The organism is Halorubrum sp. AS12, from assembly GCF_051122765.1.
GTDB classification, from domain to species: domain Archaea; phylum Halobacteriota; class Halobacteria; order Halobacteriales; family Haloferacaceae; genus Halorubrum; species Halorubrum trapanicum.
On sequence record NZ_CP185386.1, the window covers coordinates 306,517 to 320,602 of the forward strand.

General features: G+C 55.5%; 10 protein-coding genes. 4 read left to right on the forward strand and 6 right to left on the reverse strand.

Going from position 1 to position 14,086, the window contains the following annotated elements; all coding sequences use genetic code 11:
• Window positions 1-128 precede the first annotated feature (128 nt).
• Window positions 129-1,766: a helicase-related protein gene (locus tag ACODNG_RS16410; RefSeq protein WP_434523192.1), complete on the forward strand. Its 1,638-nt coding sequence runs from the start codon at window positions 129-131 to the stop codon at window positions 1,764-1,766.
• Window positions 1,767-1,993: 227 nt separating this feature from the next.
• Here the strand turns inward: ACODNG_RS16410 and ACODNG_RS16415 are convergent, their stop codons facing one another.
• The 6 genes from ACODNG_RS16415 to ACODNG_RS16440 all read right to left on the reverse strand — a co-directional run bounded on the left by ACODNG_RS16415 (window position 1,994) and on the right by ACODNG_RS16440 (window position 10,281).
• The gene (locus ACODNG_RS16415; protein ID WP_434523193.1) at window positions 1,994-2,371 is read right to left on the reverse strand and encodes a recombinase family protein; all 378 of its coding nucleotides are present in this window, start codon (window positions 2,369-2,371) and stop codon (window positions 1,994-1,996) included.
• Between the two features lie 23 nt (window positions 2,372-2,394).
• Entirely contained in the window at window positions 2,395-2,562 is a 168-nt protein-coding gene (locus ACODNG_RS16420; RefSeq protein ID WP_434523194.1) for a hypothetical protein, read from the reverse strand.
• Between the two features lie 65 nt (window positions 2,563-2,627).
• Complete coding sequence (locus ACODNG_RS16425) at window positions 2,628-5,576, reverse strand: helicase-related protein (RefSeq protein ID WP_434523195.1); 2,949 nt, start codon at window positions 5,574-5,576, stop codon at window positions 2,628-2,630.
• Window positions 5,566-7,083 carry a TaqI-like C-terminal specificity domain-containing protein gene (locus tag ACODNG_RS16430; protein ID WP_434523196.1) on the reverse strand — a complete coding sequence of 506 codons (1,518 nt, stop codon included), beginning with the start codon at window positions 7,081-7,083 and terminating at the stop codon, window positions 5,566-5,568. Before ACODNG_RS16430 ends, ACODNG_RS16425 begins: the two co-directional genes overlap by 11 nt.
• Window positions 7,019-9,832 (reverse strand): Eco57I restriction-modification methylase domain-containing protein, encoded by a 2,814-nt coding sequence (locus ACODNG_RS16435; RefSeq protein WP_434523197.1) that lies wholly within the window; start codon window positions 9,830-9,832, stop codon window positions 7,019-7,021. The genes ACODNG_RS16430 and ACODNG_RS16435 overlap by 65 nt, the downstream gene beginning before the upstream one ends.
• A 245-nt stretch (window positions 9,833-10,077) precedes the next feature.
• Complete coding sequence (locus ACODNG_RS16440) at window positions 10,078-10,281, reverse strand: hypothetical protein (protein ID WP_434523198.1); 204 nt, start codon at window positions 10,279-10,281, stop codon at window positions 10,078-10,080.
• A gap of 6 nt (window positions 10,282-10,287) precedes the next feature.
• On the opposite strand from ACODNG_RS16440, the gene ACODNG_RS16445 reads away from it, so the two are divergent.
• The 3 genes from ACODNG_RS16445 to ACODNG_RS16455 are packed head-to-tail and all read left to right on the forward strand — an operon-like array spanning window position 10,288 to window position 13,886.
• Entirely contained in the window at window positions 10,288-11,469 is a 1,182-nt protein-coding gene (locus ACODNG_RS16445) for a hypothetical protein (protein WP_434523199.1), read from the forward strand.
• 40 nt (window positions 11,470-11,509) lie between these two features.
• A complete protein-coding gene (locus ACODNG_RS16450) occupies window positions 11,510-13,294 on the forward strand; it encodes a hypothetical protein (protein ID WP_434523200.1) in 1,785 nt (594 codons plus the stop codon).
• Window positions 13,269-13,886 carry a hypothetical protein gene (locus ACODNG_RS16455; protein WP_434523201.1) on the forward strand — a complete coding sequence of 206 codons (618 nt, stop codon included), beginning with the start codon at window positions 13,269-13,271 and terminating at the stop codon, window positions 13,884-13,886. Before ACODNG_RS16450 ends, ACODNG_RS16455 begins: the two co-directional genes overlap by 26 nt.
• Window positions 13,887-14,086 lie beyond the last annotated feature (200 nt).

The window sequence follows — 14,086 nt, forward strand, 5'->3', positions numbered from 1 at the left end:
CAACTCCAACAACACCGACGACTGGGACGAGGCAAAGACCGCGATCGTCGAGGGGGAGTGTGATGTCCTCCTCATTTCACCAGAGCGACTCGCAAATTCGCAGTTCCAAGAGGGAGATCCTCTTAGAGATGGACGAGGAGTTCGGGCTGCTTGTCGTCGACGAGGCCCACTGTATCTCTGATTGGGGCCATGATTTCCGGCCTGACTACCGTCGAATTCGCCGCATTCTCAACGAGTTGCCGGCACATATTCCGGTGGCAGCGACGACGGCCACTGCCAACGACCGCGTCGTCGATGATATCACGACGCAAGTGCCGGACCTCGATGCGGTTCGCGGAGAGTTGGTTCGCGACTCACTCCGTATCCAGACCATTGAGATGGATTCGAAGGCTGAGCGCCTCGCTTGGCTTGCTGAAAATCTCGGTTCCTTCGATGGCTCAGGAATCATCTACTGCCTGACGACTGATGAAGTCGAGCTCGTAGCCGAGTGGCTCCAGAAGTTCGGTCACGATGTAGAGCCATACTATGGCCGCCTCGACGGCGACCGCCGCCGAGAGCTTGAATCCCAGTTGATGACAAATGACGTCGACGCCCTCGTCGCCACGAACGCACTCGGGATGGGATTCAACAAGCCCGATTTAGGGTGGGTCATCCACTTCCAACGGCCACCGAACCTCATCCGATACTATCAGGAGATCGGGCGGGCTGGGCGGGCGCTCGATGAAGCGGAGGCAATCATGCTGAGCGGCGAGAGTGACGATGAGGTGGCTGAGTACTTCATCGAGCAGGCCTTCCCCGAACCGGAGGCCTTCCAGGCGGTGCTTGACACGATCGAGGCCAGCGACACTCAACTCCACAAATACGAACTGCTCAAACACGTCAACGTCGGCTGGGGTGCTGTAGATACCTGTCTCAACATCTTGCGAGTCGAGAATGCCATCTACAAAGGCGAGAACGGGTACGAGCGGACAACCAAAGACTGGTCGTACGACCACGAGCGCATTGAGTCAGTTACGCAGCATCGATGGGATGAGTTGGAGCGAATCCAATCGTTTGCGGCGACCGATGCGTGTCTCACGCGGTTCATCGACGATGAGTTAGACGGATCACTTGAGGCGGACTGCGGGCACTGCGCCAACTGTGTTGGTGAATTTGTTCCATCGACTGTCGAGAAGCGGGAGTTGATCGATGTCGCAGTTGACCACTTCAAAGGTATCTCGACCAGTGAGATCTCCTCGCAATACTACTTGCCGAAGCAGGATGGCGGGCGCTCGGTAATCGATGATGACCGCAACATGGAGGACGGCCGTGTGTTGGCGGCATTGGATGATCCTGGCTGGGGAGCACGTGTCCGTGAGCAACGGGGTTCTGGCCAGTACAGTGCGGAGCTTGTCTCGGCTGCCGTTGAACTGTTCGACGAGTGGGGGCCGTCGCCTGCGCCGGCCTGGGTGACGTCGATTCCGCTGTGGGACGATACTGGGCAAGTCGCAGCGCTTGCTGAGCAAATCGCAGCGAGCCTCGATCTCCCGTATGTTGAAGCACTGGAGCAAACTGGTACGGTACAGCCCCGCGAGGAGTTTGCCAACTCGTATCAGAAGCGGTGGAACGTCGAAGACACGATGACGGCTACAGATGACGTTCAGGGCGGTCCAGTGTTGGTTGTCAACGATCTTGTCGACTCTCGCTGGGCATTTACTGAATCGGCGTTTGTGCTTCGTGACGCCGGGAGTGGGCCAGTGTATCCGTTTGCGTTAGCTGAGGTCTAATCTACGGTATCGTAGTCGTCGCGGGCGTAGTCGTGGCTGGTGGCACAGTCGCTGGTGTGCTCGATGTGTGATGGGATCTGGTGTCGCCGGAGAATATCTATTTTAACCAACAAACCGGGAATTCCACAGAAATCTGTTGGTTAAGAACTCCACTGGACGCGCCGGTCGAGCTACGGCTGGCTAACGTCGATCGGTTTGGTATTCTGTGTTGGACTTCTACCCAACGCTTATGATGTCTGCTGGAGCTCGCCGTCGTCGACGTGGATCTTTAACCCGACGTCGAGGGCCTCGACGCCGGTGTCATGTTCTAAGTAGTGTTGGATGAACTCGTGAATCTCAGTCGGGCCGAGGCGAGAAAGTCGGTTGATTTCGTGAACGACCACGAGGTCGAACCGTCCCGTCTCGACATCGTCGAGGAGTTGGTTGTACACCTCGCGAGTGTCGGTGTCGGCGGCGCCGGAGACGATTTCGGGATACTCTTCGACGTCTTTGACACCGAGACGCTCCAGGTGTTTGTGTGCTTCGTCGAGCTGCCGAGAGACGTCCTGATCCGATGTCGAAAGTCGGGCGTAGATTGCTGCGTCTGAGGGTCCGGTTTCGCTCACTTTTTCGAGGACGTGCTATTATATTAAACAAGTGGGTGTTTTTGCGGTTCCGTGTATACCACTACCTTTGTCAGCCCCACCAAGAAGTAGTTTTTCGAGAGTATCCTCTCAACGGCCTCGCGATTCGTGATATCCGCTGGAATCGTTTTGAATTTTGGAGTATCGATCTCACTGACAGAAACGAGAACCACATTCACGCCTCTCGCAGTGAAACTTCTAAAACTTCATACCCCTTCTCTCGCCGTCTTGTATAGCGTCAATCCCTGAATGCGTCAATCACTACTGCCATATTTACGAGTTCAGGCTCCTCTGGGACTACCTGTTCATCCTCGGCGAGGCGAGCCAATTCCTCCTCACGCTCCTGTTTGAGGTCTTCAAGCCGTCGCTGCTCTTGTCCAATAGCAGCGCGCATGTCAGAATCTGGTTCTTGATCACGCGCCTCGAAGCGTTCGAGACGCTCTTCTACCTCCTCGAGACGGGACTCGAAATATCGCTCCGCGTGTTCCCGCTTGATTCCAACCTCGCGCTCTCGATCCTTGCGGGCCTCCTCGGCAAGGTCTTCCACCATTTGCCAGGCTTCCGTCTCAGCCTCAACTACCAAGTCACCTGATTGTTGAATGATTCTCTCGATACTGGAGTATTCGGCTGCTTTGGATGACGGAAGACTACCAGTAATATCGATCTGTTCGGTGGTTGGCCTCCCATCGACGGAGACATACACCTGTACCATGCGTTCCGTAACGGTCTCCCCAGTACCCGAGAGGTAGCCGATGCGGAAGTTACACAGTAGGCCTGGAGTATCCATATCGTTCCCGCCGGTTTTGATCGCGGTCTGTCCGCCGGCACGTTCTGTGTCCATACAGAACTCCATCGTGGACTGAACCACCGGGTGGTCGAGGGCGATGAACTCGATGTCGTCGTCCTCGATGGCATTTTCGCGGTCGAAGGTGGCTCCATCATAGCGATTCTGAACATCACCACCATTGATCACGTCGGGTACAACGAGGTCGAAGACGTCTCCCCCGTCCTCTGCTGGCCCCCGTCGAACGTTCACTATCCGGCCACCGTACTCGCTACAGAAGGTCCGGACGAGGAACTCGACGTCGTCTTCGCTCACAGTCTCCTCGCGACTTGCCTCGATAATGTCGAGAATTTCTCGGTCTTCGTCCTCTAGGTCGAAGTGATCCCGGATGAGGAACTCGTTCTCGATACGCTTGAGTGCCTCCTCTTTTTCATCGATGGTCCTGTCGATCTGGTCGGCAACCACGTCGGCCTCGCTGCGGTCTGCGATCGCAGACATGATCTGGTCCTCAAGATCGACATCGTCGAGAACGAGGCCGAGCACGTCGGAACTCATCCCGAGCGTGTTCTCGATCTCGTCGAGTTTTTCTATCAGCAACTGGAGGATGTCGCTTTCCCGGGTATCGTCGACGAAGAGGTTCTTAATCTCGACTGTGTTCTCCTGCCCGTAGCGATGGAGTCGACCCATACGTTGGTCGATACGAGTCGGGTTCCAAGGCAGGTCGTAGTTGACCATGATGTGGGCGAACTGGAGGTTCAGTCCTTCCCGAGCGGCGTCCGTTGCCAGCATGATGTTCGCCTCGTTCTCGAACTTTTCCAGCTCACGCCGCCGCCTCTCTTGGCTCAGATCGCCATAGACCTCGGCGACGTCACGGTTCGAAAACACCCGGTCACGGAGATATTCTAGTGTGTCCGTGTACTCGGTGAAGACAAGGATCTTCTCGTCGGGATCCTTCTCGAGGATCCCCTCGACGAAATCTCTGAGTTCTTCAGCCTTGGAGTCGACGTCGATGCGCTTTGCTTGGTGGTACAGGTCTTGGACGATCTTGTACTCCTGTTTGATCTTCTCGGGATCGTTCGACACTGAGAGGCCTTCGAGTTCCTCCTCGACCCGCTCACGCTGCGCGTCGGTGAGCATGTCGGGATCTTCCCGGTACTGGGGAAGGAGATTCTTGACAAGCGAGGAGAGCTCGTCGGGATCGACACCACCAGCCTGGATGCTCTCCATCCGGCTTTTCAGCGACTTACGAATCGCGTGGATCGACGACACTAGCCGCTTCTGGTAGATCACCATCGCGAAGCCGGCCGCGTCGTTGTCCTCCCGGGAGGCGAGGTTGTAGTATTCGCTGATGTACTCGGTGACGTCGTCGTAGAGCTCCTTCTCTTCCTCGGTGAAGTTGACGGGGAGAGTCTCGATGTTTTTATCCGGGAACATGGGCGTCCCGTCTTCCTCGTACATGTCTTCCTTCAGCCGGCGAATCATCAGGTCGTCCAGCTTGTCCGGGTTGATGTCGTACTCGTCCCTGAAGCGGTACGGGTCGAGCAACGAGATCATGAAGTAGAACTGGTCGGTCTTGCCCTTGTGCGGCGTCCCGGTTAGGAAAATCAGCCCGTCGCTGTTGGTGGCGACTGCCTCACCGGCGCGGTAGCGATCGGTCTTATCGACAGCGTTGTCGCTACGCCGGCGTGCCGTGAGGTGGTGAGATTCGTCGAAGACCGCAACGTCCCACTCCTCATCGAGATTCTTCAGCGCGGCCAGCATGTCGTCTTGCTTGGCGAAGTCGATGGACGTAATGATCCGGTCGTCCTGCTTCCAGACGTTCTGGTTGGGGCTCGCCTGGCGCTTGGCGTCGACGTAGTCGCGGTCGTAGATGATGTAGTCGCGGTCGAACTTCTCCTGCATCTCCTGCTGCCACTGGACGGTCAGCGGTGCAGGGGTAACGATGAGGACGCGCTCGGCACGGCCGCGCGCGATAAGTTCCTCGATGACGATGGCCGCCTCGATGGTCTTCCCGAGGCCGACCTCGTCGCCGATGAGATACCGGTGGTCGTAGGAACTGAGGATCTCGTGTGCGGCCTGTACCTGGTAGGGCTCGATGTCGATTCGACTCCCTTCGAGAGCGACGAACCGGTCCTGACGGTGTGCCAGGCTGAGTTCCTCGGCCTTCAGGCGCAGGTCGAAGTGTTCGGGAGCGTCGAAGTCGCCCTTCGCGAGCAGATCGCTGCCGGTGTCCAGTTTCTCGACCATCGTGCTGGGGCGCTTCTCGACCTTGCCCTCGTCCGTTCCGATCTGGAGGAGGCACGCACCGCTGTCGTGGTGGGTAATCTTGAGGACCTCACCCTCACCACCAGCGAAGCTCACGCGGTCGTCGGTTTCGAAGCCGCAATCACAATCAGTAGTCATGGTTCACGGCTTCTTCGACGATCTCGATCTCGTCCTCTGTTAGGTCGTAGAGATCGTAAACGATGTCGTCGATGAGTTGGTCCGTTTTCTCGATCTTCCCGTCAAGTTCCTCGGCCCGTTGCTTCACCTCAATGTAACGCTGGATATCGTCGCTAACGTTATCAGGATCAGGCAGGGTGATGTTCTTTAGCCGGTCGATGAGGGAATTCTTCTTCGTCGCGTTGTCTCGGAAGTCGGCGAATCCATTTCCCTTCTCAACAGTGACGGGCACAAATGCCTTGACCAGCGCGGCCTCCTGCTCGGAGAGATCGGCGAGCGTGAACGCCTCTCGGTAGTCAGTCTCCGTGTAACCCCATTGGTCAGTTTCGTACTCATCTTCGTCTTCGGGTTTGTATCGCGCCGTTGCGTAGACCGTGACGCGACGCCCGTCGCGTTCAGTCTTTACGCTCTCAATTTGGAGGTTCTCATAGTCTTCAGCTGTGGCGTCTAGAATGTTCGATGAAGTTGGCTGAAAGAGCCCGAGGTCCGGTAGCTTTGGCCCCTCAGTATAGTTGCCGAGATAGTCGAGAAGAGCGAGGTTGAGGGAACGTCGGCGGTCGGTCAGCACGGTGAGCTTATCGCCGAGCTGAGCGAGTGCTTCAGCAGGATTATTTTCCACTAATTTGTCAACGGACTCCCCATCGTTCTCTCCATGAGATGGTTGTTCAGGGACGATCGGGACCTTTTCGAGATACGACGTCTTGAACCGGCGGAAATCACCCCGCAGAATTGGGCTTGTGTAATAAACGTAAAACCACGTAAGTTTACTGTTTAGTAGAGCTAACAGGAACTTTCGTTCTGATTCAGTGTTGTTCTCCGGAACCAACCCATAGATAGTATCAGCGAAGTAGTGCGCACCCTCCTCGTCGATCGTGAATTTCGGGTATTGACAAATATCGGGGGTGAGTAGTTTCTTCGATTCAAAGAGAGATTTCTCTCTCGGACACCAGAGTGAATACCACATGGGATAATTCATCGATTCACTTCCCCGGCTGGAAAGGCGTTCTCGATACTCGTCAAGATAAGTGTAGGAACGCGGGTATTTCTCTTCTAGAACATCTTCGGGAATCGGGGTCGTCCCATCTGCCGATTCCTGATAGGGATAGATGACACCCATCCCAGCTGAAGGGGTTGTATAGCGGTTAATCTCGTCGCCCATCGCGAGTGGATGTACTATTTCCGATTCAAGAAGACGCTCCTCGTCATCTACTTGGGTCCTGACCTTAGTTAGGTCCTCGCCGACTTCAAGTAATTCGACAAAGAGTATGTCGTTATCCCCAGAGACAATACCCTCGGAAATTGCTTCACTACGCTCACTGAGTGGAACTCCACGTTCCTCGATATTCTGCAAGAGCTTTCGCTCCTTGGGTCCGGTAAGAATCCATGGATCTTCGTCTAGTTCCTCAGCGTCGATTTCTGTAAACTCGACAGCATAGAGATCCCGGGTCTGGTTTGGTGGTTTTCTCACCTGTCCATATTCGAAGGTACTCGAGCTCCCAAGGGAGAGAATCGCAGGTGTAAGTGGTAGCACCCTCGAACACCTGTTGATGACCGAAATCCAGAATCTGACGCACTGCATTCGTTTGCGAGAGATATTTCCGAAGACCCTCGCCAGCACTCGACTCAAAGAACTTGTTCGGTATGATGTAGGCCAGTCGTTGCTCCTTGGCTAGTTGTCTTCCCCGCTCTGCAAAGGGGGCGTACAGGTCGAATCGGCCAGTGGATGTCTCGTACTCCTGATCAAGATACTCAGCTAGTTCTGGGGCGGATCCCCGAAGGTTCTGGATCTTCACGTACGGTGGATTTCCAATTACTGCGTCGAAACCACTGTCCGATCTTCGATTGCCGTCCTCGTCGTAGAATGCTACCGGGAACTCAAGCACCCAGTGGAAGAACTCCTCTTCTTCGGCCATAGCTTGGGCACTCTTGAACCATCCTTGGCCTTCTATTCCCTCCCACGAATCGTCTCTAAGCGCCTCTGCCATACGCTCATATGCGTCACCCGGAACATCGAGCCCGAATTTCTCAGCCGTGTGTACGTTAGCCATAGCTAACAGATGGCGATAAAGCGGGTCTTCACGTACCTCGTCGTATACTTCTTCCATCTCTTTGATGTCCTCGAGCGTCTCGTTGTCGATGGACAACAAGTCTTGGAAGCGGTCCATGACATGCTCCAGAGCCTGCTGCCGTGTACGAGCAAAAGACTGCTGGAGAGTAAGCTGACCGTCAGCTGTAGCGGACTCCCCGTTATCGAGGACATCTTCAATATCACTACCTACGAGCGAATTCCCCGTCTTGAGGTGATGGTCAAGGAAGGCCAGCGGCTGTTCAGCAGCTAACGTGCGAAGCCACAGGGAGACCTTTGCGAGTTCTGTTGCGAGAGGATTCAGGTCTACACCGTAGATACAGCGCTGGGCGACTTTGCGGCGTGCCCAATTAATGTCGCGAAGTTCTCCTTCCTCGGTACGCGGCTCACTGATCGCTTCTTCGTTACCCGCCTTGACTGCTTGCTGATCCTGCCGCTCTTGCGCATCAATAATTTCTCTCGCGAGATAGTCTACAGCGTTGACAAGGAAGTGGCCACTGCCCATCGCTGGGTCAAGAACCTTCAGGTCGAAAACGTGATCGGCGAAATCCTCGGCGAACTGACCGCCGCCTTCTTTATCGAATGGATCCTGTGCCATGAGGTCCTTCTGAATGTCGTCAATAAGAGGCTCAAGTGTCTCATCGACGATGTACTCAACGACGTACTCGGGCGTGTAGTACGAACCGGTAGCCTTGCGCTCACCAGCATCCGTTCGAAGATACACGTCGCCTTGCGACACCTCAATATCGTCACCATCGCCAGCCGGGGAATACTCGCCATCTTCGATAGTGAGCGGTTCATCAGCGACATCAAGCTTGTATTCAAGCAGCCCTTCGTAAATCGACCCGAGGTGGCGTTCATCGAGCGACGAGTAGTCGACGAACACCTGGCCTTCGCCGTCGTCGGCCTCTCGACGCGCAAGCAGATCTATGACTTCAGCCAGGTACGCATCGCCTGCTTCGTAACTCGCGAGGAACTGGGCTTCCTCACTATCGTCTGAATCGGGGTCAGTCCGGAATAGACCACCGTTGTAGGCGGGAATGTATAGGTCGTCCTTCGGGATGCCCTTCCCGTGGCTCCCTTGATCGATGAGGACGAACAGCTCTTCCAGCCGGTCCCAGAGGTTAGTCTGCCAAGACTGGTAGTGCTGCTGGGTCTCATCCCGGTTTTCGGCGACTGTCTGCTTGAGATTGTTCAGACTGTAGCTCTCTCGGTATATCGGGTTATCCGTGGGTAACAGATCGCGACCCTCGCTTTCTGCGTAGAGGACGAAGATCAGCCGATACAGGTAGATGAGCGAACTGTCGTGAATCAGTTCGAGGTCTTCCTCGTCGAGTTCGTCGTTTATGTCGAGGAACCCCTCTGCGAGGACGCGAATCGCCTCGTAGATGTTGTCTTGGAGGTCTTCGCCCAAGGCCTCGGCGAAGACGCTCGATTCCTCGTAGACGTCGTCGAGGAACGAGCTACCCGTCGTGTCCTCGACGAAGGCCCCCTTGCGGAAGAAGAGGTAGAAGTCTTTGAAGTCTTCCAGACTGCCGCCGTCTTCGACGTGCTGGAGCAGGGTCGGCAGGTCGATCTCGTAGTAGGAGTCGAGCCGGTGGCTCGTGGGACCGTAGTAGAGTCGCCATTTCTGCCCGTTCGTCAGGACTGCCCAAGTTGTCGGCGTCTCCTGAAGGTAGGCGTGGATCTGGTAGCTCGGGTTCTCGAAGTCGCGTCTTTCCTCACCACGAGTGTCGAGCTTCCGCCCCCAGCGCTTTGCGTCGGCGACCGCGATTGCCTCCTCGTAGAAGTCGTTCCGGTCGAACGCGGCGTCAGCGGCTTCATCGGTCTTGAAGAAGCCGTAATCCGGCCGCCGCGCGTTCCGCTCCACCGTTTCCTCGATCTCGTAGGAGACACCGAGAATCTCGAAGATTGGCCGAATGAAGTTCCGCTCGAGCTGTGCCTCGTTGTAGTCGTCGTCGTTGAAGCGATGCCGCTTCTCCTCGTAGAGGTCGCGTATCTCATTGTAGACCCCCCGAACCTCAGCGTCGTCAACCTCGCTCCAAGGTTCCGTATCACGTAGATGGTCGGTGAGGTAGTGGTTGGAGAACAGATCCCGGTTCGTACGGTATGTGAGGGCAGTCTGGGTCATGATATGGCGTAATCGGACGACGCTAGGGGTCTAAAGAACCGCCGTCCGTTGATATATTCTTCCTGAACCGACCCCGTCACATAATGGTTTGTGAATAAACATCCGTCTCCCGCATCTGCGCCCGCGCACAATGGTGGGCAACATGAGCTGCGGCTACTCCCGCGCGCACTATTGGCCCGATATGAGGGGGAAACCTCTTATTCCCTGCCTCCAGTGTCAAATACAATATGGCTGAACGGGCAGCATCAGGGCATTACTCTGTGCCTGACGGAGTGACGCTGACAGACGAAGATCGCGTCGCGCACCACCTTCGCCACCGCGTCCTCCAACAGATAACTGGCGCCAAAGGTGACCGAATCCGAACGGACTTCCCACGAGACCAGTTCTTTGCCGGCGCCCTTGCCGCCCAGAGCGATGGCGACTTTGGTGACTTCGATGACGATCTCCAATCGAAGATGAACCCCAACGCAATCGGCGCTTCAGTCCGCCTCGCCACTGCCGACGGGGGCCTTCTTTCATTGAAAATCTCAGGCGCAGTCTGGGTTCGCGTGAACCCCACCTACGACGAACTTGAAAATAGCGATGAATTCGTCTCACTCGGCGAAGAGAGAGACAGCTCGGAGGACGACGAGAATCCAGACCTCATCGAAGTCTTTGAACGACTTGATCTCGATGTTCCACCAATCGATATCCCACTCTCAGCGCTTGAATCGGAACCAGACGAAACACCTGAGATTGTCCAAACTAGGGCTAATGCCGCTCTCGAAGAAGCCTTCAGTTCAGTGCGCACCACCGCGAAGGAGTCAAACGACTTCTCGGTCTTCACAATGTCCGAGACCGACGTTCCGGATTCCGCACTGACCGATGAAGAGTCCTACACTGAATTCATCGAGAATCAGAACGGCGAGCTAGCATTCCCTGAGTGGGATGCCAGCCTCGATATCACCGCGGAGACCACCAGAGATGGTGTCCTTGATGTCGACATTGAGTTTACCAATACTGCGGACATCACCGCGGAAGATAATCTCAGAACCCTTCGAGACCCGACCCTCTTCGAGGTGACACTCGACTTAGAGGTGAGTGATGGTGGAGAATTCGTGCCCTACACGTTCGACCCGCTACCTGAAGACTTCCGCTACAACCGCGATCTCTGGGGTCACGGTCGGAACTGTACCATCATTGCGCCAGATGATAAACGAGTCCGCAATGGCCGCCCACCCGGTCGACGGACTCCCGAAGAGACACCACGAACGACACAGTTGCGGACGGAGTATATCCCCCAACATCAGCAGTTCAAGTACAAATCTGCGGACAGAGGTCCAGACCCTCGCTTCGATACGCTCACCGACCTCGAGGCGGGTGGCTTCGAGTTGTTGGAATCGATTGCGGATGCGATGCAGGAGTACAAGGATACCCGGTATGCGGAGGCCTTGGAAGAGTATCGAGACCGAGACGATTGGAATCAAGGTCGACATGACCGTAGTGGGAGAGATGAAGAGGAGTTCGAGGCAGACAAGGCGCGGTTTGCGCGTGAAATTCGTCGGTTTGAACGCGGTATCGAGTGCCTTCGTACACATCCTGATTCAATCGGGTTAGCATTCGAGCAGATGAACGAGACGATGAATCGGATGCGATGACTTCGATAGCTGGCGGTTATTCCAGCTGGTGTTCATCGTGATGCAGATTCCGGACATCGCCAGCCGGGAGTATGAAGAGTTTGCTGGCGTGCAATGGCGGGCCGAAGATGACCTCGAGGATGAGACACCGGTCGATATCGAGGATGCCATGGACGTGGTGGACGTACTGTGGTTCCCGACTGGCGGTGGGAAGACCGAAGCATTCCTCGGGGTTGCGGTCTGGAGTGCGTTCTTCGATCGGCTCAGGGGAAAGATTTCGGGGTCACCGCATGGACGCGCTTCCCCTTACGGTTGCTGTCGATGCGAACAGATGCAGCGGATGGCAGAGACGATGATGTATGGCGACCTAGTTCGCCGAGACACAGCTGATATCGAGTCGCGGCCTGCTCGGTGTTTCAGTGTTGGCTTCCTCGTGGGGAAGAAGAACACGCCGAATCAGCTCTCCGGGTATGGGAGTGATAAGGCCGCGGAGCTGGAGTCAAATCCACAACAACTGCAGGACACCAAGGTCCTTCCCAAATGCCCGGTCTGTGATGCACCGACTGAGATGGACGTCACGGATGATCTTCGATTGGTCCATCGATGTACGGCTAGTTCCTTCGAATGCGAGTGGCAGCAGCGAGACGTTGACCGCCACACGCCGTATGCTGAGGACGAGCTGCCAGTACATATCGTTGACAATGAGTTGTATCGGTATGTGCCAACCATCTTGGCGGGGACGATTGACAAGATTACTGCCGTCGGGTATCAGCGGAAGATGGCGCATCTCATCACGGGCAAGATAGATGGCGAGTGCCCGATTCATGGCTTCTCGAGTCTCGATGAATGTACTGAGAAGTACGGTTGCGACCTCGGGAGACAGGAGTTCAAAGATATGCAGTCGCCTGTGGACCCGTATGACCCCGCCCCTTCCATCGAGGTGCCGGACGAGTTACACCTCTTGGAGGAGTCGGTCGGAAGCTTTGACGGGCACTATGAGACGGCGGTCCAAGAGCTACAAGAGATAGAGGGAGCTGGGAAGACCAAGATTATCGCGCCGACAGCGACCATCACGTCCTACGAGGATCAAGTGTACCATCTGTTCCTACGAGGGGCAGAGCGATTCCCTGCGCCTGGTCCGTATCTGCGTGAGAACTTCTACGCCCAAGAGGAGGCGAGCTTACAGCGGTACTATATGGGTATAACGCCCCATGGCAAGACGCACATCAACGCGATACTGGAGTTACTGTATCACTATCATTGTGCGGTCCAAGACCTCTTGGAGATAGCAGTACACTCCCCTGAGAGGTTGCTGTCGGGGGAGGCATTGGAGCCTGCTAGTAACACTGGTGAGTTGGATATCAATTCGACGCCGGAGTTGCTACAGATGCTGGGGCGGTATACGACGAGTCTGACGTATCTGTTATCGCGGAAGGATGGTGACCGGTTGAACCAGAGTATCAAAAGCCAGCTGGCGAATTACTTCCAGACTGAGAGTCGGCCGTCGCTGAATCCCGAGCGGATGACTGGCGGCACGCAGTTCGAGGCGGTCCAAGAGATCCTCGATGAACTCGAATCGCCGTGGGATACAAGTACTGACGAGGGGTTGTTGAACGAGCTTGTCGATCAGAACGTCGTCGCGGAGACAGATATCGACATGATTCTGTCGCTGCGAGATACGGTTGCGGCCGCGCTCGACGAAGATGAAGATGTTGATGCATCAGACTATCAGGATGTACTGACTGGGGTGTCCGATTCTGTTAAGACCGGGTTTGGCATGGCTTCTCTCATACCGGGTGAACACGATTACGGCGACGAGCATGATCAGTCACGGGGTCGACGTTGACCGGTTCAATATGATGGTTTTCTTCGGGATGCCGCGACAGACGGCGGAGTACATCCAATCTAGTTCACGGGCAGGCCGCCAGTACCCCGGATTAATATTCAATGTGTTTCATCCGATTCGGGAGCGTGACCAGAGTCATTATCACTTCTTCGAAAAGTACCACCAGTTCCTAGATAGGCTCGTAGAGCCGGTGGCTATCAACCGCTGGGCGAAGAACAGTATTCGGCGAACGCATCCAGGGCTGTTCATGTCCCTGTTGTTGAACCACTACATGTACGAGGATGGCAATGGCCGGCTGTACTTCGGGAATGAGGCCGAAGAGCTTGTACAGTCACTCGACGATGAAGTAATTCAGGAGATTATCGGTGAGATGTATGGTGGAGAGTTGGTGCCGACAGAGTTCGAGGCGGATGCGAAAGCCCTCACGAATCAGGCAATATCGAGTATCCAGTTGACTGATGATGAGAAGTGGACCAGTGACCGGTTACGGCAATCAGTAATGACAAGCCTCAGAGATATCGACGAACAACTCCCCATCCGTCCCACGTACAGTTCGAAGGATATCCTCGACTCCTTCGAAGGAGGTCGGTAAGATGCCGATGGAACGAAGCCGCACGCAAGTGATGTTCCAGTTCCTTCCCGGGAACACCTTCGACTACAGTAACGGCCGTGGTATCTGGCGGTCGAAGTACCTTGAGACATCTAGTATCGGTGGGGAGATTGACCGGAAGTACATCCTGAATCGTATCCGGCACCGGGTCGACAATTGGGATGCAGGAGCTCTCGGATTCG